This is a genomic window from Nocardioides sp. dk884 (assembly GCF_009557055.1).
In the GTDB taxonomy this organism is placed as follows: Bacteria; Actinomycetota; Actinomycetes; order Propionibacteriales; family Nocardioidaceae; genus Nocardioides.
The window spans coordinates 790,080-814,950 of sequence record NZ_CP045649.1 but is presented as its reverse complement, the minus strand read 5'-3'; the positions used below and the strand labels follow the sequence as shown (position 1 = coordinate 814,950).

The 24,871-nt window shown below is 73.5% G+C and carries 22 protein-coding genes; 8 read left to right on the top strand and 14 right to left on the bottom strand.

Annotation, left to right across the window (positions count from 1 at the left end):
- Nucleotides 1–34: 34 nt before the first annotated feature.
- The 4 genes from GFH29_RS04005 to GFH29_RS03990 all read right to left on the bottom strand — a co-directional run bounded on the left by GFH29_RS04005 (nucleotide 35) and on the right by GFH29_RS03990 (nucleotide 3,508).
- Nucleotides 35–553, bottom strand: a complete 519-nt coding sequence (locus tag GFH29_RS04005; protein ID WP_153322150.1) for a flavin reductase family protein — start codon at nucleotides 551–553, stop codon at nucleotides 35–37.
- Nucleotides 550–1,065, bottom strand: a complete 516-nt coding sequence (locus GFH29_RS04000; protein WP_153322149.1) for an NAD(P)H-dependent oxidoreductase — start codon at nucleotides 1,063–1,065, stop codon at nucleotides 550–552. Before GFH29_RS04000 ends, GFH29_RS04005 begins: the two co-directional genes overlap by 4 nt.
- Complete coding sequence (locus GFH29_RS03995) at nucleotides 1,062–2,216, bottom strand: LLM class flavin-dependent oxidoreductase (protein WP_153322148.1); 1,155 nt, start codon at nucleotides 2,214–2,216, stop codon at nucleotides 1,062–1,064. Before GFH29_RS03995 ends, GFH29_RS04000 begins: the two co-directional genes overlap by 4 nt.
- A gap of 65 nt (nucleotides 2,217–2,281) precedes the next feature.
- Nucleotides 2,282–3,508 carry an SfnB family sulfur acquisition oxidoreductase gene (locus tag GFH29_RS03990; protein ID WP_153322147.1) on the bottom strand — a complete coding sequence of 409 codons (1,227 nt, stop codon included), beginning with the start codon at nucleotides 3,506–3,508 and terminating at the stop codon, nucleotides 2,282–2,284.
- A 302-nt stretch (nucleotides 3,509–3,810) separates the two neighbouring features.
- Here GFH29_RS03990 and GFH29_RS03985 point away from each other — a divergent pair, with 302 nt between their 5' ends.
- Entirely contained in the window at nucleotides 3,811–4,737 is a 927-nt protein-coding gene (locus GFH29_RS03985) for a LysR family transcriptional regulator (protein ID WP_153322146.1), read from the top strand.
- On the opposite strand, the gene hemE is transcribed toward GFH29_RS03985, so the two are convergent.
- Nucleotides 4,719–5,819: a uroporphyrinogen decarboxylase gene (gene hemE / locus GFH29_RS03980; protein ID WP_153322145.1), complete on the bottom strand. Its 1,101-nt coding sequence runs from the start codon at nucleotides 5,817–5,819 to the stop codon at nucleotides 4,719–4,721. The two genes, GFH29_RS03985 and hemE, sit on opposite strands and share 19 nt — an antisense overlap.
- Nucleotides 5,820–5,889: 70 nt before the next feature.
- Between hemE and GFH29_RS03975 the strand changes: the two genes are divergently transcribed.
- Together GFH29_RS03975 and GFH29_RS03970 are read left to right on the top strand one after the other, a co-directional pair.
- Nucleotides 5,890–6,525 carry a DUF3000 domain-containing protein gene (locus tag GFH29_RS03975; RefSeq protein WP_153322144.1) on the top strand — a complete coding sequence of 212 codons (636 nt, stop codon included), beginning with the start codon at nucleotides 5,890–5,892 and terminating at the stop codon, nucleotides 6,523–6,525.
- A gap of 5 nt (nucleotides 6,526–6,530) precedes the next feature.
- Complete coding sequence (locus tag GFH29_RS03970; RefSeq protein WP_228387752.1) at nucleotides 6,531–7,871, top strand: ribonuclease D; 1,341 nt, start codon at nucleotides 6,531–6,533, stop codon at nucleotides 7,869–7,871.
- Between the two features lie 177 nt (nucleotides 7,872–8,048).
- Here GFH29_RS03970 and GFH29_RS03965 read toward each other — a convergent pair whose 3' ends face one another.
- The 3 genes from GFH29_RS03965 to GFH29_RS03955 all read right to left on the bottom strand — a co-directional run bounded on the left by GFH29_RS03965 (nucleotide 8,049) and on the right by GFH29_RS03955 (nucleotide 11,412).
- A complete protein-coding gene (locus GFH29_RS03965) occupies nucleotides 8,049–8,462 on the bottom strand; it encodes a hypothetical protein (protein WP_153322143.1) in 414 nt (137 codons plus the stop codon).
- Between the two features lie 147 nt (nucleotides 8,463–8,609).
- Nucleotides 8,610–9,911 carry an HNH endonuclease signature motif containing protein gene (locus tag GFH29_RS03960; RefSeq protein ID WP_153322142.1) on the bottom strand — a complete coding sequence of 434 codons (1,302 nt, stop codon included), beginning with the start codon at nucleotides 9,909–9,911 and terminating at the stop codon, nucleotides 8,610–8,612.
- Nucleotides 9,912–10,011: 100 nt separating this feature from the next.
- Complete coding sequence (locus GFH29_RS03955) at nucleotides 10,012–11,412, bottom strand: ABC transporter substrate-binding protein (protein WP_153337094.1); 1,401 nt, start codon at nucleotides 11,410–11,412, stop codon at nucleotides 10,012–10,014.
- Between the two features lie 131 nt (nucleotides 11,413–11,543).
- On the opposite strand from GFH29_RS03955, the gene GFH29_RS03950 reads away from it, so the two are divergent.
- On the top strand, nucleotides 11,544–12,317 hold the full coding sequence (locus GFH29_RS03950) for a hypothetical protein (RefSeq protein ID WP_153322140.1): 774 nt from the start codon (nucleotides 11,544–11,546) through the stop codon (nucleotides 12,315–12,317).
- Nucleotides 12,318–12,320: 3 nt separating this feature from the next.
- On the opposite strand, the gene GFH29_RS03945 is transcribed toward GFH29_RS03950, so the two are convergent.
- From GFH29_RS03945 to hrpA, 3 genes are all read right to left on the bottom strand, one after another.
- Nucleotides 12,321–12,836, bottom strand: a complete 516-nt coding sequence (locus GFH29_RS03945) for a type II toxin-antitoxin system PemK/MazF family toxin (protein WP_153322139.1) — start codon at nucleotides 12,834–12,836, stop codon at nucleotides 12,321–12,323.
- Nucleotides 12,837–13,032: 196 nt separating this feature from the next.
- Nucleotides 13,033–13,626 (bottom strand): hypothetical protein, encoded by a 594-nt coding sequence (locus GFH29_RS03940; protein WP_228387751.1) that lies wholly within the window; start codon nucleotides 13,624–13,626, stop codon nucleotides 13,033–13,035.
- A 46-nt stretch (nucleotides 13,627–13,672) separates the two neighbouring features.
- Nucleotides 13,673–17,581, bottom strand: a complete 3,909-nt coding sequence (hrpA, locus tag GFH29_RS03935) for an ATP-dependent RNA helicase HrpA (protein WP_153322138.1) — start codon at nucleotides 17,579–17,581, stop codon at nucleotides 13,673–13,675.
- A 211-nt stretch (nucleotides 17,582–17,792) separates the two neighbouring features.
- Between hrpA and GFH29_RS03930 the strand changes: the two genes are divergently transcribed.
- The 4 genes from GFH29_RS03930 to GFH29_RS03915 all read left to right on the top strand — a co-directional run bounded on the left by GFH29_RS03930 (nucleotide 17,793) and on the right by GFH29_RS03915 (nucleotide 23,036).
- Nucleotides 17,793–18,944 carry an acyl-CoA dehydrogenase family protein gene (locus GFH29_RS03930; RefSeq protein ID WP_153322137.1) on the top strand — a complete coding sequence of 384 codons (1,152 nt, stop codon included), beginning with the start codon at nucleotides 17,793–17,795 and terminating at the stop codon, nucleotides 18,942–18,944.
- Between the two features lie 10 nt (nucleotides 18,945–18,954).
- On the top strand, nucleotides 18,955–20,145 hold the full coding sequence (locus GFH29_RS03925) for an acyl-CoA dehydrogenase family protein (protein WP_153322136.1): 1,191 nt from the start codon (nucleotides 18,955–18,957) through the stop codon (nucleotides 20,143–20,145).
- A gap of 10 nt (nucleotides 20,146–20,155) precedes the next feature.
- Nucleotides 20,156–21,127: a phosphatase PAP2 family protein gene (locus tag GFH29_RS03920; protein ID WP_153322135.1), complete on the top strand. Its 972-nt coding sequence runs from the start codon at nucleotides 20,156–20,158 to the stop codon at nucleotides 21,125–21,127.
- A 79-nt stretch (nucleotides 21,128–21,206) separates the two neighbouring features.
- Nucleotides 21,207–23,036 carry an FG-GAP repeat domain-containing protein gene (locus GFH29_RS03915; RefSeq protein ID WP_153322134.1) on the top strand — a complete coding sequence of 610 codons (1,830 nt, stop codon included), beginning with the start codon at nucleotides 21,207–21,209 and terminating at the stop codon, nucleotides 23,034–23,036.
- Here GFH29_RS03915 and GFH29_RS03910 read toward each other — a convergent pair.
- From GFH29_RS03910 to GFH29_RS03900, 3 genes are all read right to left on the bottom strand, one after another.
- Nucleotides 23,023–23,481 carry a hypothetical protein gene (locus GFH29_RS03910; RefSeq protein WP_153322133.1) on the bottom strand — a complete coding sequence of 153 codons (459 nt, stop codon included), beginning with the start codon at nucleotides 23,479–23,481 and terminating at the stop codon, nucleotides 23,023–23,025. The two genes, GFH29_RS03915 and GFH29_RS03910, sit on opposite strands and share 14 nt — an antisense overlap.
- A gap of 5 nt (nucleotides 23,482–23,486) precedes the next feature.
- The gene (locus GFH29_RS03905; protein ID WP_153322132.1) at nucleotides 23,487–24,152 is read right to left on the bottom strand and encodes a GntR family transcriptional regulator; all 666 of its coding nucleotides are present in this window, start codon (nucleotides 24,150–24,152) and stop codon (nucleotides 23,487–23,489) included.
- Between the two features lie 69 nt (nucleotides 24,153–24,221).
- The gene (locus GFH29_RS03900; protein ID WP_153322131.1) at nucleotides 24,222–24,848 is read right to left on the bottom strand and encodes a TetR/AcrR family transcriptional regulator; all 627 of its coding nucleotides are present in this window, start codon (nucleotides 24,846–24,848) and stop codon (nucleotides 24,222–24,224) included.
- Nucleotides 24,849–24,871 lie beyond the last annotated feature (23 nt).

Sequence of the window (24,871 nt, the reverse complement as noted above, 5' to 3'; positions counted from 1 at the left end):
CCCGGCCCCACCGCGCCGGCGCGGCCGGGGTCGATCAGGCGGAGGCCTCGAGGCGACCGAACCCGCTGCGGTGGAAGACCAGCGGGGAGCCGTCGCCGGTCTCGCCGAGCTGCTCCACGGCGTGCACCTGCAGCAGCACGATCGTGTGGTCGCCGGCCTCGACCTCGCGGTAGATCGAGGTGTCGTAGCGCACCAGGCCCTCGTCGAGGGTGGCCGCGCCCTTCTCGGTGACGGTGGCCGGGATGTCGCTGAAGCGCTCCTCGACCGGTCCCGCGAGCTGGCGGCAGACCGCCCCGTGGTGGTCGGCGAGCACCGTCACGCCCAGATGGTCGGCGCGGCGCAGGTCCGGCCAGGTCTTCGAGGTGTTCGCGATCGAGAACGACACCAGCGGCGGCTCCAGGCTCACCGAGGTGAACGAGCTCGCGGCGAGGCCGACGAGCCGGCCGTCCACCTCGGCGGCCACGGCCACGACGCCGCTGGGGAAGATCCCGAACGCCTGACGCAGCCGCTGGGGGTCGAGGTCCTGGTTGGTGCTCAGCGGGGTGAGGCTCATGCGGGTGCTCCTGAGGTGAGGTGGGCGCGGACGCGCGGGCGGGACTCGGCCAGCCACTCGGCGTACGCCGTGGGGTCGTCGTGGCGCGCGTCGAGGACGTAGAGCCCCCGCACCGGCACGATCGCCCCGATCTCGCTGAGCACCGGGCGCAGCGTGAGCTCGGGGGCGAGGGCGTGGGCCGGCCCGGCACCGAGCATCAGCGGCACGGCGACGCCCCGCAGGCTACCGTCCCCGCTCGCGGCGAAGCGGTCGAGGAACAGCTTGAGCAGGCCGGTGTAGGTCGCCTTGTACGTCGGGCTCGCGACCACGACCAGCTCCGCGGCGCTCACCTCCTTCACCAGGGCGCCGACCTCGGGGTCGGCCCAGTCGAGCAGGCCCGGCCCGATGGCGCCGAGGTCGACCACCAGGTCCGGCTCGGCGCCGCTGAGCTCGCGCGCGACGTGCGTCGCCGCCGCCAGGGTGCGACTGCCGGGCTTGGGGTTGCCGCAGACGACGGCGACGCGGGCGCTCACGAGGCGGCCGTGGAGCCGCCGAACGGCACCGACGCCGGGCCCGCGACCGGCGGGGCGGGGTGCTCCCAGAGACCGCGGCGGGCCAGCTCGGGCAGGACGCCCTCGCCGAACCAGTAGGACTCCTCGAGGTGCGGGTAGCCGGAGAGGACGAACTCCTCGATGCCGACCTCGGCGTACTTCTCGATCAGGTCGGCGATCTCGCTGTGGCTGCCGACCATCGCGGTGCCGGCGCCGCCGCGGACCAGGCCGACGCCAGCCCACAGGTTCGGGAAGACCTCGAGGCCGTCCTTGCTGCCCTTGTTGAGCTCGAGCATGCGGCGCTGCCCGACCGAGCCGCTGCGCGCGAGCCCGCCCTGGATGCGTGCGATCTCGTCCTCGGAGATCCCGGCGAGCATCCGGTCCGCCTCGGCCCAGGCGGCCTCGGAGGTGTCGCGGGCGATCGTGTGCAGGCGGATGCCGAACCTGACCTCGCGGCCCTCCGCGGCGGCGAGCTCGCGGATCCAGGCGATCTTCTCCGCGACCGCGGCCGGCGGCTCGCCCCAGGTGAGGTAGACGTCGGCGTACTTGGCCGCGACCGTGCCGGCCGCCGGCGAGGAGCCGCCGAAGTAGACCTGCGGCACCGGTCCGGGGATCTGGGTGAGCACGGCGTCCTCGACGCGGTGGTGCTTGCCCTCGAAGGTGACCGTCTCCCCCGCCCACAGCGACTTCACGATGTGCAGGAACTCCCCGGCGGACTCGTAGCGCTCGTCCTTGGTGGAGAAGTCGCCGAACATCCGCTGCTCGTGGTCCTCGCCGCCGACGACGACGTTGAGCAGCAGCCGGCCGCCGGAGAGGTTCTGGAAGGACCCGGCCATCTGCGCGGCCAGGAACGGCGCGACCAAGCCGGGGCGGAAGGCGACGAGGAACTTCAGCCGCTCGGAGAGGCTGCTGATCATCGCGGTGGAGACCCAGGCGTCCTCGCACCACGCACCGGTCGGGGTCAGCGCGGCCTCGAACCCGAGCTGCTCGGCGCTGCGCGCGATCTGGCCCAGGTAGGGGATGCTCGCCGGCCGGCCCGAGGCGGTCGCGGCGACGCCGTGGCCGCCGCCGACGATGGCGCGTCCGTCTCCGCCGTTGGTGGGGAGGAACCAGTGGAACTTCAGCGTGCTCATCGTCTGCCTTTCGACGCGGGGTGCGAGGGGTCGGTGCTCGTGGGTGGCGGCTCGGAGCGGACGGCTCAGAGCTGGCCGTGGTTGGGCGGCGCGGTGCCGTCGAGGACGTAGCGGCCGAGGTGCTGGACCTTCCAGGCGGCCGGGTCGTGCAGGGTGTGCGTGCGCGCGTTGCGCCAGTGCCGGTCCAGGTCGAGGCTGCGCAGCGCGGATCGGGTGCCGGCCACCTCGAAGAGCCGGCTGGAGACGTCCACCGACGCCGAGGTGGTGGCCGCGCGGGCGGCGGCCACGGCCAGGCTGGCGGCGGCCGCGGAGTCGGCGTCGAGATCGGCGTTCGCACGGTCGACGGCACGGGCGGCCTCGGCCACCAGCGCCTCGGCGCCGCGGACCGCGACCTCCATCTGCCCGAAGGCCTGCACCACCAGCGGGTCGTCGGCGTGCCGCTCGACGCCCGCGTCGGGGAAGGGTCGGGACTTGGTGGTCACGAAGCGCGCGGCGTCGCTGATCGCGGCCCGCGCGATGCCGGCGTCGATCGCGGCGTGCAGCACCTGCGCGAACGCGCCGTACGTCTGCGGGCCGGTGAAGGTGAGGTGGTACGGCGTGATCCGCGCGTCGTCGACGACCACACCCTCGAGGCGCACCGACCCGCTGGCGGTGGTGCGCTGGCCCAGGCCGTCCCAGTCGTCGATGACCGTCACGCCGGGCGCGTGGCGCTCCACCCAGGCGACGTGCATCGGCCCGTCGACGTCGAGATGGGCCAGCACCGGGATCCAGTCGGCGAGCAGCGCGCCGGTCGCGTAGCCCTTGAGCCCGTCGAGGCGCCAGGTGCCGGGGCCGGCCGGGGTGAGCGTGGTGCGGTAGTCGCGCACGTGCTTGGTGCCGAGCTCGGACTGGGCGTTGCCGAAGCGCTTGCCGGCGAGCACCTCGCCGAAGAAGTACGCCTGCTGCGCCGGGGTGCCCTGGTGGCGCAGCGCGTTGACGTAGGCGAAGTGGCTGTGCGGGATCTGGGCGACGTTGGGGTCGCCCGAGGCGAGGAGGCCGAACACCTCGGCCACGACCGCCACCGGCAGGTCGGCGCCGCCGTGCTCCGCGGGGACGGTGATCGCGAGCAGGCCGCTGCGGGCGAGCGCGTCGACCTGCTCGGCGGGCAGCACCCGCTCCAGGTCGCGCTCGGCGGAGCCGACGGCGAGCTCCTCGGCGAGCCGCGCGGCGACGGACACCGCCTCGTCGGCGCCGAGGACCGGCACCCGCTCGGTCGCGGACGGCAGCGGTCCGCCCGAGGTGGTGGCGCTCATGTGGGACTCCGTTCGAGGACGCGATCTTCTTTGTCCACTAAAGCACTAGATATTGGTCAGTTGCAAGGCGGGGCCCGCGCACCCGCCGTAGATTCGGGCTGCCGGGTGATAGGCAGGCCCTATCACCCGGCGTCGGCATGCCACCCGGAGGCCCGGCCCGCGTCGCACGTGACCACAGGTCCCCTCGCGCGCTAGCATGCTCTCTTGTCGACTAACTTAGTAGACAATGTGAGTCCGGGGCGCTCCGCCACCCCGCGCCTCGAGACGACAGGCCCGCGGTCGGCGGGCGGACAGGGACGCCCGTGCGCATCGAGCAGCTCGAGTACATCGCCGCAGTCACCCAGTACGGCTCGCTGCGCAAGGCCAGCGAGCGACTCCACATCTCCCAGCCCGCGCTCAGCGAGGCGGTGAGCAAGCTCGAGCGCGAGCTCGGGGTGACATTGCTGGACCGGCGGCGCTCCGGGGCCCGGATCAGCCGGCAGGGCCGCGACCTGCTGCACCCCATGGTCGAGGTGCTCGAGGCGGTCAGCCGGCTGCGCACCGCGGCCGGGGACCAGACGGCCAGCTCGCGCTTGATCCGCCTCGGGACCGTCAACGCCGCGACCTCGACGGTGCTGCTCCCCGCGGTGCGCCGCTTCCACGACACCCACCCGGGCTCGCACGTGGAGATCCTCACCATGCAGCAGGCCGACATCCACGTCGCGCTGGTCGAGGGCTCCCTCGACCTCGGGCTGGTCAACCTGCTCGCCGGCGACGACGTCGCCCCGGACCTGCTCAGCACCGACCTGCTGCACGGGCGACCGGTCGCCGTCCTGCCCGCGGGGCACCCGCTCACGTCGTACGACGAGGTGACGGCGGAGCAGCTGCGCGGCGAGCGGGTGATCACGATGCGCGCGGGCTACCTGATGCACCGCTTCGCGCACCGGCTCTTCGGCACCGACCTGCCGGCGTCGTGCCACAGCACCGACGGCGCCGAGATGGGCAAGGTGATGGTGGCCGACGGCCTCGGCGTGACGCTGCTGCCGGACTACAGCGTCGTCGGCGACCCGATGGAGCGCGCCGGACTGATCACCACCCGCCCGATCGCCGGGGACCACACCGGCGTGACCCTGGTGCTGCAGCAGCGGGCCGGCGGCCACGTGCCGCGGGCCGTGCGCGACCTGCACGAGGCGTTCCTCGCCCAGGCCGCGCGCCGGTCCCCGAACGAGGACTACTTGCTCAGGTCGTAGGACTGCACGAACTCGGTCAGCCGGGCCAGCTGGTCGGGGTCGGTCGAGGGGATCACGCCGTGGCCGAGGTTGAAGATGTGCCCGCGCGCGGCGCGGCCGGCCTCGATGACCTGCGCGGCACGCGCGGTCATCACCTCGGTCGGGGCGAAGACCAGCGTCGGGTCGAGGTTGCCCTGCACGCCGCGGTCGCCGACGATCGGGATCGCCCGCTCCAGCGGGGTGCGCCAGTCGACCCCGACGACGTCGGCGCCGGCCTCCCCCATCAGGTCGAGCAGGTTGGCGGTGCCCACGCCGAAGTGGATGCGCGGGACGCCGAGCTCGCCCGCGGCGGAGAGCACCCGCGCGGAGTGCGCCATCACGTGCTCGCGGTAGTCGGCCGGGGTCAGCGCGCCGGCCCAGGAGTCGAAGAGCTGCACCGCGGACGCACCGGCCTCGACCTGCACGCGCAGGTACGCCGCGGCGATGCCGGAGATCTTGCGCATCAGCGCGTCCCAGACGTCGGGAGCGCCGAACATCATCGCCTTGGTGCGGGCGTGGTCCTTGGACGGGCCGCCCTCGACCAGGTAGGAGGCCACCGTGAACGGCGCGCCGGCGAACCCGATCAGCGGGGTGCCGCCCAGCTGGCCGACCAGCCCGCGCACCGCCTCGGTGATGAAGGGGACGTGCTCGGGGGTCAGGTCGGAGATCGCCTCCACGTCGGCCATCGTCCGCACCGGCTGGGCCACGACCGGACCGACGCCGGGCACGATGTCGAGGTCGACGCCGACAGCCTTGAGCGGGAGCACGATGTCGGAGAAGAAGATCGCGGCGTCCACGCCGTACCGGCGCACCGGCTGGAGGGTGATCTCGACGACCAGCTCGGGGTCCATGCAGGACTCGAGCATGCCGACGCCCTCGCGCACCCGCAGGTACTCGGGCAGCGAGCGGCCGGCCTGGCGCATGAACCACACCGGGGTGTGCGGCACCTCCTCGCCGCGTGCGGCCTTGAGGAAGGCGCTGTCGGCGAGCTCCGGGGCCGGCCCCGGGGAGGGCGCGGTCGAGGAGTCGGCGGGGACGGAGGCGGGGTCGGGGCGCTGGCTCACCGGACAAGCGTCCCACCCGCCCGGCGTGTTCGCACATCGGTTCGACCCCTGCGGACCTACGCTGGGCACCATGGTTGCGCGTCAGGAGACGCACCCGGGCCCGGGTGCGTCCAGTCCCCTCGAGTTCCGGGAGGCTGTCGCCAGCATGCGCCGCGCGCGCCTGCGCCCGGAGATCCTCTGCGAGGAGATGCCCGCCCCCCAGCGGATCGCCCCCCACGCCTCCGCGCTGTCCGCCGACGTCACCGTCGACGACCTCGACCTGGGCAGCGGCCGGCTGATCCTGCTGCACGACCCGGCCGGCAACGACGCCTGGGAGGGCACCTTCCGCTGCGTCGCCTACGCCCGCGCGGAGATCGACAGCGACCTGAGCACCGACCAGATGCTCGCCGGGGTGGGCTGGTCCTGGCTGACCGACGCCCTGGACGCGCACGGCGCGGCGTACTCCGCCATCTCCGGCACCGTCACCGTCGTCACGACCGAGAGCTTCGGCTCGATGGCCGAGGAGGACGGCACCGCCCAGATCGAGGTCCGGGCCTCCTGGACACCGCTCGGCGTCGCCGACCTCGCCCCCGGCCAGGGGCCGGACCTGGCACCGCACGTCGAGGCATGGGGTGAGCTGATGTGCACCGCCGTCGGCCTGCCCCCGGTCCCCGAGGGCGTGACCGCCATGCCGAGCCGACGGGGCCAGCGGGGCGCAGCGTACTGATGCCGATGCCTGACACCGCCCCCGTCGAGGAGACCCCCGATCCGGAGATGACCCCGGAGACGCCCGAGGCGCCAGAGACGCCCGAGGCGCCCGAGGCGCCGCCGGCGCCGATGCTGACCCTGCGCGACGGGCTCCCCCCGGTCATCGAGACCGACGAGGCGTTGCGCGACTACGTCGCACGCCTGCGCGAGGGCAGCGGCCCGATCGCGATCGACGCCGAGCGCGCCTCCGGCTACCGCTACTCCAGCCGCGCCTACCTCGTCCAGCTGCGCCGCGAGGGCTCCGGCACGGCGCTGGTCGACCCGATCGCCCTGTCCACGCTCGCCCCGCTCGCCGAGGTGCTCGACGGCCCCGAGTGGATCCTGCACGCCGCGACCCAGGACCTCCCCTGCCTGGCCGAGATCGGCCTGCGCCCCGCCGCCCTCTTCGACACCGAGCTCGCCGGGCGCCTGCTGGGCCACCCGCGGGTCGGCCTGGCCACGCTCGTGGAGACCGTGCTCGGCCGACGGCTGAAGAAGGAGCACTCGGCCGTCGACTGGTCCACCCGCCCGCTGCCCAGGCCGTGGCTGGAGTACGCCGCACTCGACGTCGAGGTCCTCGTCGAGCTGCGCGACGCGCTGGCCGCCGAGCTCGAGGAGAGCGGCAAGGCCGAGTGGGCGCGTCAGGAGTTCGAGGCGCTGCTCACCTTCGAGCAGACCCCGCGCGCCGACGCCTGGCGCCGCGTCTCGGGCCTGCACCGGGTGCGCGGTCGCCGTACCCTCGCCGCCGCCAAGGCGCTGTGGGAGACCCGCGACGAGATCGCCCGGCAGCGCGACGTGACCCCCGGCCGGATCATCCCCGACGCCGCTCTCGTCGCCGCCGCGCAGGCGATGCCGACCGACCGGGCCGCGCTGCTGGAGACCAAGGGCTTCCACGGCCGCGGCGCGGAGCGCTACTCCGTGCGGTGGATCGCGGCGATCCGCGAGGCAGCCGCACTGCCCGAGAGCGAGCTTCCCGCCCGCGCTCCCCGCGGCGACGGACCCCCGACGCCGCGCGCCTGGGCCGACCGCGACCCGGTCGCGGCCCGCCGGCTGGCGATCGCGCGCGAGGCGATGACCACGCTCGCCGAGACCCACCACATGCCGGTCGAGAACCTGCTCACCCCCGACTACCTGCGCCGCACCCTGTGGACGCCGCCCGCCACCCGCGAGCCGGCCGAGCTCGCCTCGCAGGTCACCCAGGCGCTGCTCGACCTCGGCGCCCGCCGGTGGCAGACCGAGCTCACCGGGCCGGTGATCACCGACGCGATCCTGCGCGCCGACGCCGAGCCGGACCCCGAGCCGGAGCCCGCACAGCCCGACGCCTGAGGCGGCGCGGTGCGGTGCGCGAGTGCCGCGGCTCCACCCGGGACGGCACGCCGACTTCGGGCCGACCACGTCCGGACCATCGCGGCAGCGATGTGAACTTGAGGCAGGTGGTCGACGCCTACGTCGCGGCGTTCGAAGACTGAGCGGCTACCGCCGGCGCGAGCAGCAGGTCCGTTTTTAGGAGTCCGCGGTGTCGCGGGGGAACGCTGAGGCAACAGCCTCGACCTCGAACCCGGTGAGCCCTGCGTCCTTGATCGCAGCCAGCACCTGATCGTCGACGACCATCCGCGCCGAACGTCGGCCCTTCCGCGCGCTGTGGACCGGCCCCGAGGTCTGGTCGTCCTCGTGGATGCCGACGTACCCATCGACCAACGAGCCGTCACGGCGGCGGACCTGCACGTCAAAGGTCTCGAACACGCCGCCAGCGTCACGAAGCACCTGGGCTGCGCGCGCACTGACAATCTTTACCTGCGACAGGCCCGTGTCCCACAAGATGTCATGCAGCTTGGTGCCGTAACTCTCCTCCTCCTGCTGCCACCACACGTCGACGTCGACGGCGTCGGGGCCACGTTCATTGACGGTGCGATGCACGTCTAGACCCGAGGGGGAGATCCAGGCGCCCCACTCTCGCTTCCCCTCTCCACATAGCGAGACCCAGAAGTCACGACTGCTGCCCTTTGCGCCCACCATGAACCAGCTCACAGCCACACACCATAAGTTCTTGTCTGCCGGGCACACCTAGTCGTCGGGTGGGTGCGCGGCGACGAGTCGGGTCTCGCCGCGGTCCTTCACGAGGTGAAGGCCGTGGGGTGATCGCCAGAGGTAGGTCGTGGCGTCGGTCTTGTCGTAGGTCCAACTCGTGTGGGTCTTGGCCCGATGATGTCGCCGGCAGAGCGGGGCCAGGTTGCACGAACACGTCGGGCCACCGGTTCCGTGGGCGACGACGTGGTCGGTGTCGCAGCGCCGGGCGGGGCGTTCGCACCATGGGAAGGCGCAGACCGGCTGGGTGAGACGCGTCTGGTCGACGAGCCGGTCCGGGATCGCGTAGGCGTCGGTGTGGTGATGGGCGTCCAGGTCGATGACCGGCTTGATGGTCACCTGCGTCTCGGGATTGGCGCACCAGTCGCGGACCTGCTCGGTCGACACGATCGACCCGGTCTCCTCGAGCGTCGCGATGCCGGCCTCGTCGCGGCTGATCGCCGCCTCGGACAGGTGGACGTGGATGATCACCTGTCGCGGCTTGACCACCGACGCGGCGCCGTCGCCGGCTTCGGTGCGGAGGTCGAACGCGAGCTGGCGCCGGGCGAGCTCACCGGCTGCCATCGAGCGGCGTACGTCCAACGACTCCGTCGCGCCCAGAGCAGCCAGCTCCTCCGCGCCCTGGCGGATCGCGGTGTCCAGATCGAGCGCATCGGCGAGGTCGAGCTCGCCCTCCACCCGCACGGTCCCGTCATGGGTCGCCTCGCCGGTGTGCACGTCGAAGCGGCGTCCATCAGCGGCTTCACGGCGCTGCTTCTCGGCACCCTCAGGGTCGAACGTCACGCGGGCCTGGTCCACGAGCCGCTCGATGGTGGCCCACCCGACCTTCCCGAGCCCGCCCGCGAGCTGACGGTCCACGAAGTCGGCACCGTCGGGCGGGAGCAAGAGAGTCAGCTGCGCGAGCCGGCGGCCCTTCCAGACCGGGACCACACCTGACTTCATCTGCTTCCAGGTCCGCGGCAACCGGTGCGCCAGCTCGAGCGCGGACCCGACCAACGCACGGGCCGCATCGGTCGACATGCCCAGCGCAGCGCCCAGCTCCATCGGCGCGAACTCCGCCACCAGCGGCGTCCCCTCACCACCCAGCGGCACCGCCACCTCGCCGAAGATCCACCCGGTGGTCGGGCTCGTCGACACCGACTCGGCCGGGTGCATCGCCGCCCACACCAGAGCCGCCTCTAAGACCAGGAACTCCGCCCGCTGCACCGCAGCCCGCTGCGCCTGCGCGAACGTCAGCACGGCAGCTGGGGTGTCGCAGTCGGGGAGCTCGTGGTCGGCCATGCCTCATTCTACTCGAACGCACGTTCGAGGACAAGGGTTTTCCACCGAAGATTCGGCTGGCGGCCCTGGCCTCGGCAGCGCGACCACCGACGCGCCGGAACTACTCCGTCGGTGAACCCGACGGCTCCTCGGTGGGCGACTCCTCGACCGACTCGGGGTCGAGGACGGCGCGGGAGGCCTCGTCGATGCGCTGGGTGTAGTCGCCGATGTCGTCGACGACCGGGACGGTGAACAGCTCGCTCAGGATCGGGTTCACCGCGGCCTCGAGGGCGCCCCACACGTCGAGCAGCGGCGGGATCTGCAGCGCCCGCACGCTGGTGTTGAACGCGCCGGCGTGTGCGGGCTGGCGACCGGGCTGCAGGAAGTCGTCGCTGAGGGCGACCTCCTGGTTGGCGGGCGCCAGGTAACCCGCGCGCGTCACCTCGCGCACCGACTCGGTGGACAGCGCGTGCACCACGAAGTCGGCGGCCTCGGGCACGCTGCGGGCGGTGCTGGAGACGCAGAGGCCGGTGATGTCGCCGACGGTCGCGGCGGACTCCAGGATCGGCATCGGGATCACGTCGAAGTCCAGGCCCCGCACGCGGCGCAGCTCCGGCACGAGCGAGCGGTCGCCGGGGATCATCGCGACCTTGCCGGCCTTGAACCACTCCAGCGGCGTACGCCGGGCCAGCTGCTCATCGGAGAGCGTCAGCGTCGGGTCGCGCAGCACGCGCAGCGCCTCGGCGAGCGCCTCACGCGAGTCGTCGTCGTTCAGGGCGAGGGAGGTCGGGTCGGTCTCGTCGTTGAAGACCGGACCACCGGAGTACACGAAGGGCGCGAGGCCCAGCAGCGTCGGCGAGACGTGCACGCCCTTGGTCCCGCGGCGCTTGCGGGAGGCGAAGTTCGCTGCCTCGGCGAACTGCGCGAAGGTCCACTTGGTGCGCGTGGCCGACGGGACGTCGAGACCGAGCTCGGCCATCCGATCGAAGTCGACCAGGTCGGTGTTGTAGTACATGACGGTCGGCGAGATGCCGTACGGCATGCACTGCAGCTCGCGGTCGAGCCCGAAGGCCTCGAGCGCCGAGCGGGAGTAGCGGTCGCCGAACTCCACGCCACGCTCGTCGAGGAGCTCACCGATCGGGGTGTTGAGGTCCTCGTCGTGGGCCCAGACCAGGTCCTGACGGTCGAGCATGTAGACGTCGGGGGTCTCCCGCGCGCCGGTGCGCAGCGCCTTGACCAGCGCGTCGCGGTCCGGGAACGCCACGATCCGCACGTTGCTCTCATCGGAGAGGGCGTTGAACTGCGCCACGGTCGTCTCGTACGCCGCGATCTCGTCGTCGCTGCCCCACACACCGAAGGTGAGCTCGACCTCGTCGCTCGACTGCGGCGCGGCCGCCGTCGTGCGCGGCGCTGAGGGCTCGGGGTCCTCCTCGCTCGAGCATGCGCCCAGGCCCAGGGTCAGCGCGAGCGCCGCGGTCCAACAGGTCGTGCGTCGTACTCCTCGGACCTGCCTGCTGCTCACGACTCCACCGTTCTGCTCGACCCCCACCGGGCGGACCACCCGGAGCCCTCACACCCTACCGAGTCGATGCGCGCCCCTTGCGCGCATGTCGGAGCACCGTCCGGCGGCCGCGGATCCCTACGATTCTCGACGTGCTCCGTGTCCTCGCCGTCTCCTCGCTCGCCCTCGTCCTGCTCGCCGGTTGCGGCGCCGAGGGCCCCTCGCCGGAGGCGGCGCTGCCCGCGACCCCGTTGACCTCCTCGACCGGTACGCCCTCCCCCTCCCCCGAGACCAGCCCCGAGACCGACGCAGAGACCAGTCCCGAGACCCGTCCCGAGACGACGGCCTCGCCGGCCCCGCTGGGACGCCGTCAGGTCCCGACGAGCGGACGCGCGCTGCTCCTCGACCCCGCGGAGCTGCCCCTGCTCGCGGACGGCAACCGCTGGGTGACGACCGCGACCACGCCCGAGGACACCGACCCGGTCGGCGTCTGCCAGCGCGCCAGCCTCACCGACATCGGCGCGGTGAGCACCCTGCGCCGCACCTTCGCCAACGGCCACGGCGAGGCACGTCACCCGGCCCGCGCCGTGCAGGTCGTGGCCGACTTCGCCGACGCCCGCTCGGCCACCCGCGCCCTGAAGGTGCTGGAGTCGTGGTGGCGCGACTGCGCCGAGCAGCTCGACCAGCCGCACCACCGCGTCGCCGCCCTGCGGACCGTGGAGGTCCCGGCCGGCACCGCGCGCGCCTACCGCGCGACGTACGGACCGCGTGCCCGTGCGGCCCGCCACCTCGAGGGCCTGGCGTTCCTGCGCCGTGGCGCGACGATCACCGTCGTGCGCGTCGAGGCACGGGCCGGCGGCTTCGCAGGCCCCGGGGCCAACCCGGCTCGAGGCGCCGTACGCCGCCTCGCCGACCGGGTGGGCTGAGGGTCAGGACAGGTGCGGCCGCGCGGCGGCCAGCACCGCGTCGAACGTACGCCGGTCCAGGGCCGCGCCCTCGCGGCGCACCGCCGACTCCTCGAGCACCAGCAGCCGGTCCAGGCGCACCTCGCTGGGGCGTCGCTGGCGGTCCCAGGCCCCCGTGCCGACGTCCATCCAGTGCCGCCCGCGGCGTGCCTCGTCGGCGGCGTCGCGGTCGTGGTCCTTGCTGGTGAGCATCAGCCCGAGCAGCCCGGCCCCGCGGCGCCCGATCACCAGCACCGGGCGGTCCTTGCCCCGGCTGGCGTCCTCCTCGTAGGCGACCCAGGCCCAGACGACCTCGCCGGGATCGGGGCGGCCGTCGGGCCGGGGCGCGTAGCCGATCTCGTCGCGCTCGCCCGGCGCCTGCCGCGAGCGGGGGGCCTGCCGCGAGCGGGCGGTGGTCCTCCTCGACGGCGGGGTGAGCGTGCGGACCAGCTCGCGACCGGCACGGCGGAGCAGGTGACGCGGCATGGGGAGGAAGGCCATGGCCCGAGACTAGTGAGACCCGAGGTAGTGAGCACGCCGAACCGGGAGCGCCTCACGGCGCGTGGCCGCTCGTAGCGGCTAATTTTGGGACCCGGGGCTGCCGCGGTCCGGCGTGCTCATCCTCAGTCTAACGGTCAGCCGCCCACTGCCAAGGCGATGGGGCGTTCGCGACACTCGCGCCGGCTCGACGCGCGTCTCAGGCGAGCCGGTGCGAGAGCTCGACGTGCCCGGCGGCCTCGAGCTGCTCGGCCAGCGTGCGCATCCGCTGCACCGGCTCCCCGGTCACGCCGCGCGCCGCGCGTCCGGTCGCGATGACCTGGGCGAAGGCGGCGGCGCGGAAGAGCACGTCGGCGAAGTCGCCGGTCGCGATCCCGCGCAGCACCGCGTCGATCATCGCCTTGAGCTGCTCGGGCCCGGGCGGGTCGGCGACGCCGGCGACCACCCGCGCGACCTGCGCGTGCGCACGGCCGGCCTCGAACTCGGCGGCCACCGCGACCGGCTCGGCGTGCACCCACGAGCGCAGCAGGTACAGCCGCCACAGGCACCCGGCGACCGTGTCCGCGGCGGAGCCGGCCCAGACCTCCGCGATCGTCTCGATGCCCTCGGTGTCGGCGAGGTGCAGCAGGCGCTCGGCGATCTCCGCGTCCCCGCGCTCGCGTGCCCCGCGCACCAGCAGCCGGGCGGCCTGGTCGGCCGCCTCGCGGACCAGGGCGGGGTCTGCTCCTCCGATCGCCTCGGCGATGACGTCGTCACCGGGCAGCATCGGGCGGTGGTGGGGGCGCGAGCTCACCCGACGAGCCTACGGCGCGCCCGATGCGCCGCCGTGGACCAGCCGGTCAGGAGCCCGCACGGCCCAGCGCCTTGCGGATCCGCTGGTCGCTCACCGGGTACGGCGTCCCGAGCTGCTGGGCCCACAGCGAGACCCGGTACTCCTCCAGCATCCAGCGCACCTGGCGCAGCGACTCCCCCGGCGGGCGGCCCGCGGGCAGCGCCTCGACCTGGTGCAGCCAGGAGGCCTGCAGGTCACCGATGCGGTCCATCAGCTGGCGGTCCCGCCCGATCGCGGCGGCGCCCTCGTCGAGGCGGGCGCGGCGCTGGGCCAGCGCGGCCAGGTAGACCGGGTAGCGGCGCAGCTGGGCGGGCCCGGCCTCGCCGATGAACCCGCGGTGCACCAGCCGTCCGAGCTGGGCCTTCATGTCCGACAGGGCCGGCAGCTGCGCCATCTCCGCGCGGCCGCTCAGCGCCTTCTCGGCCTGGCGCCAGGCGTCCAGCACCCGCAGCACGTCGGCGAGCATCGCGCGCAGGTGCGCCTCCAGATCGCGTCCGGCCTCGGTGCGCAGCGCGACGTACTCCTGCTCGCTCCACACCGGCGGACGTGCGTCGACCGCGGCGCCGAGGATCGCGGCCCGGCAGTCCTCCAACAGGTCGGTGACCGAGGCGTACGGCGACCCGGCCAGGCCCAGCTTCTCGGCGTTGCCGAGCCCGTCGAGCACCCGCTTGACCGGCCCCCCACGCCCGTCGAGCTTGTCGAGCTCGAGCAGCAGCAGGCGGCGTACGCCGAGGCGGTGGCGGGCCTCCTGCTCCTCGGCAGAGCCGTAGACCTGCAGCCCGACGGTCCGGCCCTCGTCGACCAGCGCCGGATAGGCCTGCACCTCGTGCCCGGCGCGCTTCTGCTCGAAGGAGCGCTCGATGGTGCCGAAGGTCCAGGTGGTCTCCCCGGTGCGGCTCAGCCCGCTCTCGCTGGCCACGTCGGCGATGGCCTGCTGGAAGGAGCCGCGCAGCGGCGCCTTGAGCGCCTCGAGGTCCTTGCCGCGGCCGCGCTCGTGTCCCTGCTCGTCCACGACGCGGTACGTCGGGCGCAGGTGCTCGGGCACCTTGTCCCAGTCCCAGGCCTCGCGCGGCACGACCAGCCCGGTGCGCGCCCGGCACCAGCGCTCCAGGGCGTCGAGCAGCGGCTCCTCCCCCGCCGGCACCTCGGCGAGGAACTCCCGCGCCCGGTTCGGGGCGGGCACCAGGTTGACCCGCAGGTTCTTCGGCAGGCTGCGGATCAGCGCGGTGACCAGCTCCTCGCGCAGCCCCGGCACGTTCCAGGAGAAGTCCGCGGCCGAGACCCGGTTGAGCATCGCGACCGGCACCTCGATGGTGAGGCCGTCGTCGTCGGTGCCGGGCTCGAAGTGGTAGCTGATCGGGAAGGTCAGGCCCGCCCCGATGTCGGTGCGCCACTCCTCGGGGTAGTCCTCGGCGCGCACCTCCTCCACGGTGTCGTGGGTGAGCATCGCGGGGTCGAAGGTCAGCAGGTCGGGCTGGGTGCGCCGCGCCTGCTTCCACCACTGGTCGAAGTGGGCGCCGCTGACCACCTCGGCGCCGACGCGGGCGTCGTAGAAGTCGAACAGGGTGTGCTCGTCGACCACGAGGTCGCGGCGCCGGGCCCGGTGCTCGAGCTCCTCGGCCTGCTCGAGCAGCCGCTGGTTCTCGGTGAGGAACCGGTGCCGGCTGTGCCACTCCCCGTGCACCAGCGCGTGGCGGATGAACAGCTCGCGGGCGAGCGCCGGGTCGACCTTGCCGTAGCTGACCAGCCGGTCGGCCACCAGCGGTACGCCGTACAGCGTCGCGCGCTCGTAGGCCATCACCGCGGCCCGCTTCTTGCTCCAGTGCGGCTCCGACCAGGTCCGCTTGACCAGGTCGCCGCCGAGGCGCTCGGCCCACTCGGGCTGGATGCCCGCGACCTGGCGCGCCCACAGCCGGCCGGTCTCGACGAGCTCCCCGGCCATCACGAACGGAGGGTTCTTGCGGGCCACCACGCTGCCGGGGAAGATCGCGAACCGCGCACCCCGGGCGCCGAGGTACTCCCGCGGACCGCGGCGGCGCCCGTCGCGAGCCTGACCGCCTTGACCGCCCTGGCCCGAGCCGGCCTTGTCGCGCTCCTCCAGCAGCCCGATCTGCGACAGCAGGCCGGACAGGAGCGCCTGGTGGATCCCGTCGGCGTCGGGGGTGTCGGCGGGCTGCCCGACGTGGACGCCCATCTCCTTGCACACCTGGCGCAGCTGGGACTCGAAGTCCTGCCACTCGCGCACCCGCAGGTAGTTGAGGAACTCCTTCTTGCACATCCGGCGGAACGCGCTGCCGGAGAGCTCGCGCTGCTGGTCCTTGAGGAAGCGCCACAGGTTCAGCCAGGTCAGGAAGTCGCTGCCCTCGGCCTTGAACCGGGCGTGCAGCTGGTCGGCGCGGGCCTGCTCGGCGGGGTGGTCGGGGCCGGGGCGCTCGCGGGGGTCCTGCAGCGAGAGCGCCGCCGCGATCACGACCACCTCGCGCAGGCAGCCGAGCTTCTCGGCCTCGAGCACCATGCGGCCCAGGCGGGGGTCGATCGGCAGCCGCGCCAGGCGGCGTCCCAGCTCGGTCAGCTTCGTGGCGCCGCGCGCCGCCTCGGCACCCGAGGCGGTACCCGCGCGCAGCGCGCCGAGCTCCTCGAGCAGCTGCACGCCGGCGGTGATGTTGCGCCGGTCCGGGGGCTCGACGAACGGGAAGCGGGCGACCTCGCCGAGGCCGAGGCTGGCCATCTGCAGGATGACGCTGGCCAGGTTGGTGCGCAGGATCTCGGGGTCGGTGAACTCCGGGCGGCCCGCGAAGTCCTCCTCGGAGTAGAGCCGGATCGCGATGCCGGCCTCGACGCGCCCGCAACGCCCGGAGCGCTGGTTGGCCGAGGCCTGGCTGATCGCCTCGATCGGCAGCCGCTGGACCTTGCTGCGCACCGAGTAGCGGCTGATCCGGGCCACGCCGGTGTCCACGACGTAGCGGATGCCGGGCACGGTCAGCGACGTCTCGGCGACGTTGGTCGCCAGCACCACCCGGCGCCCGCTGTGCCGGGCGAAGACCCGGTGCTGCTCCGCGGCCGAGAGGCGGGAGTAGAGCGGCACGATCTCGAGCGGGTTGCGCAGGTTGAGCCCCTCGAGCACCTCGGCGGTGTCGCGGATCTCCCGCTCGCCGGGCAGGAAGACCAGGATGTCGCCGGGTCCCTCGGCCACCAGCTCGCGCACCGCGTCGGCGATCGCCTCGGTCTGGTCGCGGACGACCGGCTCGCCCTCCTCGTCCTCCTCGGGCAGCTCCATCAGCGGCCGGTAGCGCACCTCCACCGGGTAGGTGCGCCCGGAGACCTCGATGATCGGTGCCGGCTCACCGGTGCGTACGTCGGCGAAGTGCGCGGCGAACCGCTCCGGGTCGATGGTCGCGGAGGTGATGACGAGCTTGAGGTCGGGTCGGCGCGGCAGCAGCTGCCTGAGGTAGCCGAGCAGGAAGTCGATGTTGAGGCTGCGCTCGTGGGCCTCGTCGATGATGATCGTGTCGTACTTGCGCAGCATCCGGTCGCGCTGGAGCTCGGCGAGCAGGATGCCGTCGGTCATCAGCTTCACGCGGGTGCTGCGCGAGGTGCGGTCGGTGAAGCGCACCTGGTAGCCGACCACGCCGTCGGGGCCGCCGAGCTCGGTGCCGAGCTCCTCGGCGATCCGCTCGGCCACCGAGCGCGCCGCGATCCGCCGCGGCTGGGTGTGCCCGATCAGCCCGCCGCCCTTGCGCCCGCGCCGGCCGCGGCCGAGCTCCAGGCAGATCTTCGGCAGCTGGGTGGTCTTTCCCGAGCCGGTCTCGCCGGCCACGATCACGACCTGGTGGTCGCGGATCGCGGCCGCGATGTCCTCGCGGCGCTGGGTGACCGGGAGCTCCGGCGGGTAGGTGATCGAGAGCTCGTCGGTCATGGCCCGGCCATTGTGCCAACCCCCACCCCATGGCGGTGCCGCGGTGGACGCAGTCGGGACGGCGCGGCGTACGGCGCGGACGGGGCGGAGCGCACAAAACCCCGAGCCCGGGGTGGTGGCATGGGCCGAACCGGTACCGCCGTTGCACCCCACCAGACATGATGTGGGTCACACGGCCGCACCTGGCCGCACCCAGGAGGAAGGGGCTCGCATGCAGCTCGAGCTGTCACCCGAGGACGAGGCGTTCCGCGAGGAGATGCGCACGTTCTTCACGACCCAGGTCCCCGCGGAGTTCCGCGAGACCGTCATCGCCGGTCGAGAGCTCGGGCGCGATGCCTACGTCGAGACCCAGCGCACCCTCAACGCCGCGGGGCTCGCGGTGCCGCACTGGCCGGTGGAGTGGGGCGGGCGCGACTGGAGCGACCTGCGCCGGCACCTGTGGCTGGAGGAGATGCAGGCGGCGGGCGTGCCGGCGCCGCTGCCGTTCAACACCAGCATGATCGGGCCGGTGCTCGCCCAGTTCGCCAGCGAGGAGATGAAGCAGCGCTTCCTCCCGGCGACCGCCAACCTCGACATCTGGTGGAGCCAGGGCTTCTCCGAGCCCGACGCCGGCTCCGACCTCGCCGGGCTGCGCACCACCGCCGTACGCGACGGCGACGACTGGATCGTCAACGGCCAGAAGACCTGGACCACGCTCGGGCAGTACGGCGACTGGATCTTCACCCTCGTGCGCACCGACCCGGAGGCCAAGAAGCAGGCCGGCATCTCGATGCTGCTCATCGACATGACCAGCCCGGGGCTCGAGGTCCGCCCGATCCAGCTGATCGACGGCGGCCACGAGGTCAACGAGGTCTGGTTCACCGACGTCCGTGTCCCCGGCGACAACCTCGTGGGCGAGGTCAACCAGGGCTGGACGATGGCCAAGTTCCTGCTCGGCAACGAGCGGGTGGGGGTCGCGCCGGTCGGCACCGTCAAGCGCAACCTGGCCCGCGCCAAGCGCCTCGCCGGCGCCCAGCTCAACGACCCGATGCTGCGCGCCCGGGTCGCCGAGCTCGAGAACGAGCTGCTCGCCCTCGAGCTCACCGCGCTGCGCGTGGCCGCGCACTCCGCCGGCGGGGAGCCCCATCCGGCCAGCTCGGTGCTCAAGCTCAAGGGCACCGAGCTCCAGCAGGCGGTCAGCGAGCTGGTGCTCGACCTGGCCGGGCCCGCGGCGTACTCCTCGGGAGCGGGCGCCGGGAGCGACCTGCCCGAGTGGACCCACCTCGCGGCGCCGGCGTACCTGAACCTCCGCAAGGCCTCGATCTACGGCGGGTCCAACGAGATCCAGCGCCAGATCATCGCCCGCACGATCCTGGGACTCTGAGGAGCACGGCATGGACTTCACCTATGACGACGAGCAGGTCGCGCTGCGCGACGCGGTGCGCGGGCTCGCGACCCGGGCCTACGGCGACTTCGAGCAGCGGCGACGCGCCGTGGCCGAGGAGCCCGGGTTCAGCGAGAAGGTCTGGACCCAGCTGGCCGAGATGGGCGTGCTGGGCCTGCCCTTCGCCGAGGAGGTCGGGGGCGTCGGCGCCGGACCTGTCGAGGTCGGGATCGTGGCCGCCGAGCTGGGCCGGGTGCTCGCGCCCGAGCCGTTCCTCACCTCCGTGGTGCTCGCCGGCGGCCTGGTCGCCGCGGCCGGCACCCCCGAGCAGCAGGCCGACGTCCTGGGCCGGCTGAGCGCCGGCGAGGTGCTGCTGGCCTTCGCCCACCACGAGCCCTGGGGCAGCCCGGGGGCGGGCGCGCGCTGGAGCCCCACCGCCACCACCGTGACCGCCTCGGACCCCGACGGCACCTGGCTGCTCGGCGGGGTCAAGGAGCCGGTGGTGCACGGACTGCGCGCGGACCTGCTCGTGGTCAGCGCCGCCCTGCCCGCCGGCGGCACCGGCCTGTTCCTGGTGCCCGGCGACGGACCCGGGGTCAGCCGCACCGGCTACTCGACGTACGACGGGGGCCGCGCGGCGCGCATCGCCTTCGACGGCGCCCCGGCGACCCGCCTCGGCGCGCCCGGCGTCGACCAGTCCGCGACGATCGTGGCCGCGGCCGCTCAGGCCCGGGTCGCGGCCTGCCACGAGGCGCTGGGCGCGATGGAGGTCGCCCTCTCGAGCACCACCGACTACCTGCGCACCCGCAAGCAGTTCGGCGTGCCGCTGGCGACCTTCCAGGCGCTCACCTTCCGCGCCGCGGACATGTACGTCTCCTTGGAGATGGCCCGCTCGACGACCCTCTGGGCGGCGATGGTGCTGGCCACCGGGGACCGCGAGCGGGCCGGCGAGGCGGCCGCGCGTGCCGGGCTGCAGGTCAGCCGCTCGGGTCGCCACATCGGCCAGGAGGCGATCCAGCTGCACGGCGGCATCGCGATGACCGCCGAGTACCTCGTCGGCAACCTGACCGCACGCCTCACCGCGCTCGACCATCTGCTCGGCGACGGCCACCACCACCTCGCCACGCTCGCCGCCGGGGTGGGCGGGTACGCCGCTCTGGACCCGCTGGCCGGGCGACGCGGGGAGGGCGAGGCCCCCTAGACTGGCGCGCATGATGGAGCGGGCCGGAACCGTCCAGACCGATCCGGCGCTCTCGTCGCCCCCTGACCCGGAGGGCCAGACCCGCCGATCGGCGCGGGCCTGCGCGATGCTGGCCTACGCCGGGCTGCTGATCGTCTGGATCGAGCTGCTCGGCATCCCCAACGACACGGTGCAGGTCTTCTTGTGGCTGTGGCTGGGCACCATCGCCTGGAACATCGAGGCCCCGGCGCGCTCGCACCTGCGGTTCCTGCGCGACTGGTCGCTGCCGGTCCTCGGGCTGATCGTGTACTTCTACAGCCGCGGGCTCACCGACGAGCTCGGGCTGCCGGTGCACATCACCATGCCGATCCGGGTCGATGAGTGGCTCGGCGGCGGGATCACGCCCACCGAGCGGCTCCAGGACGCCTGGTGCGGTGACCCGTGCACCCGCGACCTCGCGCCACGCTGGTACGACGTCGCGCTCACCACCGTCTACGCCTCGCACTTCCTGGTCGGGCTGACCATGGCGGCGGTGCTGTGGATGCGCAACCGCACCGAGTGGCTGATGTGGATGCGGCGCTACCTGATGATCAACTTCGGCGCGCTCGTCGTCTACATCCTCTACCCGATGGCCCCGCCGTGGATGGCCTCCCGCGACGGCTACATGGGCGAGGTCACCCGGATCACCAGCCGCGGCTGGGCCGACCTCGGACTGGGTCGCTTCGACCTGATCCTCCAAGGCGTCGGCAACCCCGTCGCCGCGATGCCCTCGCTGCACGCCGGCATCGCCTTCCTGGTCGCGATGTACGCCGTCTGGCGCCTGCGCACACCCTGGCGCTGGCTGCTCGCGGCCTACCCGCTGGCGATGTCGCTGGCGCTGGTCTACTTCGCCGAGCACTACGTCATCGACATCGTCGCCGGGGCCGCGCTGGCCGCCGCGGTGATGCTGGCCGCCCGCGCCTGGGAGTTGCGCCGGGGCGCTGCCGTCCCGACAGCGAACTGATTTCGCATAATCCTCCTCACATTGTGCGAAGTTCCGCCATGGTGGGCGCTCCAGCTCCGCGACCCCAAGGACGGTCCCCGTGTCCCTGCTTCGACGACGGCGCCGACGCGCCGGTGGCGCTCTCGCGCTCGCCCTCCCCCTCGCGCTCCTGACCTCCGCTCCGGGGACGGCGGCACCCGCCGCGCCGGACGCGAAGCCGGCCGCCTTCGACCGGGTCAACGTGGACACCGCGGTGCAGGGAGCGAGCTTCACCGTGGTCGGCGAGGTCTTCGCCGGCGAGCAGAACATCGTGACCAGCGGCTTCGGCGCCCTGGGCCCGCGAGGCGTGCCCAGCACCGGCGGCAGCCTGCAGGTCTACCGACCTCGCGCCAACCTCTCCGACTGGCGCAAGGTGAGCGTCTTCGACGCCAGCGCGAACATCATCTTCCCCAACCAGCCGACCCTCACCGACGTCGACGGGGACGGCGACACCGACCTGGTCGTCCCGTCCGGCAACTTCTTCGACTCCTTCGCCGGCAACTCCCGCGGCGCGATCACCTGGTGGGAGAACGCCGGCCTCGCCGCCGACGGCACTCCCCTGCCCTTCGTGCGCCACGACATCATCACCGGCCAGCCGTGGTCCTACCACGGCGTGCAGCACATCGACCTCGACGGCGACGGGATCCTCGACCTGGTCAGTGTCGCCGAGCAGGGCGGCAACCCCAGCGACCAGACCGACGACCAGGTCGAGACCCACTTCTTCCAGGGCAACGAGGACCTGACCTTCGACGCCCCGGTCGCCCTGGCCGACGTCGGCGGCAGCCTGCCGGTCGTGCACGACGTCGACGCGGACGGCGACCTCGACATCGTCACCGCGCAGTACTTCGACGTGGGCGGCGGCCCGGAGGACGCCGGGCGGGCGACCTTCCTGTGGCTCGAGCACGCCACCGACGCCACGCCCGGGCTCAGCGCGGACGACTTCACCGCACACACGATCGCCACGCTCGCGCAGACCGCCGGCAGCGCCGTGGGCGTCGGCATGGGCTTCCAGATCCGCCCCGTCCCGGGCTTCCGCGGCCCCGGCACCGTGTCCTGGATCGGCACCAACCACATGAACCGCTGCCTGCAGCCCTACCTCCCCGCCGAGAAGGTGATGGAGCTCGTTCCGCCGGCCGACCCGCGCCAGCCGTGGGCGGTCACCACCCTGTCGACGCCGACCACCCCGACGCCCACCTGCCCCGCCGACTACACCGACGGCACCGTGCCGATCTTCCCCGGCGACGAGATCACCTCCCGCCCCACCTACGGACAGGGCGCCCCCGGCGTCTTCGGGTACGGCGACGTGGACGGCGACGGCGACATCGACCTCGCGGTCTCCGGCGACGGTGACCGCCGGCTGTTCTGGATCGAGCAGCTCGCCGACGGCGCCACCCGGCTGCACACGCTGAGCAGCCCCGGCGAGGAGTTCGGGCAGTCCGGCGGCGGCGCGGTCGCCGACCTCGACGCCGACGGGGTCACCGAGATGGTCTTCAGCTCCTTCGACCGCAACACCGTGGCGATCTGGAAGCGCCGCCCGGTGGCCGCGACCCCGCCGCCGGTGAGCACGACGGTCGTCGCCTCCGCACTGCGGGTGAGCCCGCCGGCCCGGCGGGTCACCGCCGGGAAGAAGGCGACCTGGAAGGTGCGCCTCACCGGTGCCCGCGGCGGCGCGGCCCGCCAGGTGACGGTCACCTTCGAGCCGCGCCGTGGCGCGGCCCGGGTGCTGCGCACGCTGCGCCTGAAGCGGGTCGGCCCGACCGCGCACACCGCCACGCTGACCTGGCGTCCGACCCAGGCGGGCCGGCTGCGCGTCGACTACGCCGGCAGCGTCGTGAGCCCGACGCTGCGCGACACCTCGACACGGGCCCGCGTCCGGGTCACCCTGCGCTGAGCAGGCCCGCGGCGTGCTGCGCGGCCCGACGCTGGGCCGCGTAGCGCGCCGCGAGCAGCAGGTGCACCCCGATCGTCGCGAACATCGCCACGGTCAGCCAGGTGTGCAGCGGCTCGCGGTCGAGGTTGGTCTGGGAGGCCCAGATCAGGGCGCCGAGCAGGTAGCCGAGGTAGATGTGGAGCACCTTGAGGCTGCGGCGCGGCGCGACCAGGCCGAAGACATAGACCGACAAGGCGATGTGCACCGTGTTGAGCACGGCCACCGCCCCGACGAGGTACGGCGTCCAGGCGTGGAGCGTCGCTCCCCCGGCGTAGTGCGACGCGGTGGAGGCGACCACCAGCGGGAGCAGCACCCAGCCGATCCGGCGTCCCAGCACCCCGGCCCGCTGGCGCCGGCGCAGGGCGAGCACGGCCGGGTGCGGCCCGGGCGGCACGGTCGCGGCCATCGCCCTCAGGCGCCGAAGCGGTCGTTGCCGAGGTCCTCGACGGCCCGGGTCACCTGCCGCCACACCGAGCGGGCCGCGGCGACCGCGCTCTCGGCGTCCCGGTCCGCGGCGGCCGCGACGACCGCGGAGTGCAGCGAGCCCTGCAGCGCGAGGTAGTCGAAGGGCTCCAGCAGCCGCACCAGTCGCTGCAGCTGCGGCAGCACCGCGCGGAACGCGTGCGCGAGCTCTGAGCTGCCGCAGCGATCGAGGAGCGCGGCCCCGAAGCGGTCCGCCTCGGCGTACGCCGTCGCGACGTCGCCGCTGCGGTAGGCCAGCTCGAAGTCCAGGCAGATGCGTCGCAGCGCGGCCACGTCGCCCGGGGTGTAGCCCGGCACGCCCCAGCGCAGCACGTGCTCGAGGAACAGCGCCCCCACGCGCAGCACGTCGTCGGCGCCGGCGCGGCTCAGCGGGGCGACCGAGGCGCCGCGGTTGCGCCGCACGACCACCAGGCCCTCGCTGGCCAGCTGGGCGAAGGCCTCGCGCAGCGGGGAGTTGGAGACCCCGAAGCGCTGCATGATCGCCTCGGTGCGCAACGGCTCCCCCGGCTCGAGGCGTCCGTCGATGATGTCGGCACGCAGCGCGGCGACGACGTTCTCGCGTAGGGCGCCGTGCTCGCGGGTCACCGAGCCCATCGCGGCCTCCTGCTCCTTCGGCGCCGGACCGGGTGGTCCGCCGGGAGCAGGATAGTGCCGACCCGGCGGCTACCGGGCGGGTTCGGGCGCGGCCCCGACCATCGCGAGCACCAGCCCGCGGTAGTGGCGTGCAAGGTCGTCGGGACCCCAGCTGCGGCCCTCGCGATACCACCGCGCCAGGTCGATGCCCATCGACAGCACCGCCGTCGCGGTCATCGCGGGGTCGTCGGTGACCAGCACGCCGGCGGCGACGCCGCGGCGCAGCACGTCGCGCACGAGGGCGTCGATCGCCACCCGCAGCCGGTCGATCTCGGCGCGGTGCTCGGGCGCGAGCGCCCCGAGCTCGTAGTTGAGGATGCGGGCGGTTGTGTGGTGCACCGCGTGCCAGCGCACGTAGTCCTCCACCAGCCGCGCGAGCTGCTCGACCGGGTCGGTGGAGGTGGCCAGCGCGGCCTCGCACAGCGCCAGGGTCTGCTCGTGGCCGACGAGGGAGATGCGGTGCAACAGCTCCTCCTTGGAGCGGTGGTGCACATAGAGCGCGGCCGGGCTCATCCCCGCCGCCGCGGCGATGTCGCGGGTGCTGGTGCCGTGGAACCCCCACGCCCCGAACGCCTCCACGGCCGCGGCGAGCAGCCGGTCGCGGGCGTCGCGGCGGGGTGGGCGAGCGCCCGCGGGGCCGTTGACGTCCTCGGTCATGGCAGCCATAGTAAGCGAGCGCT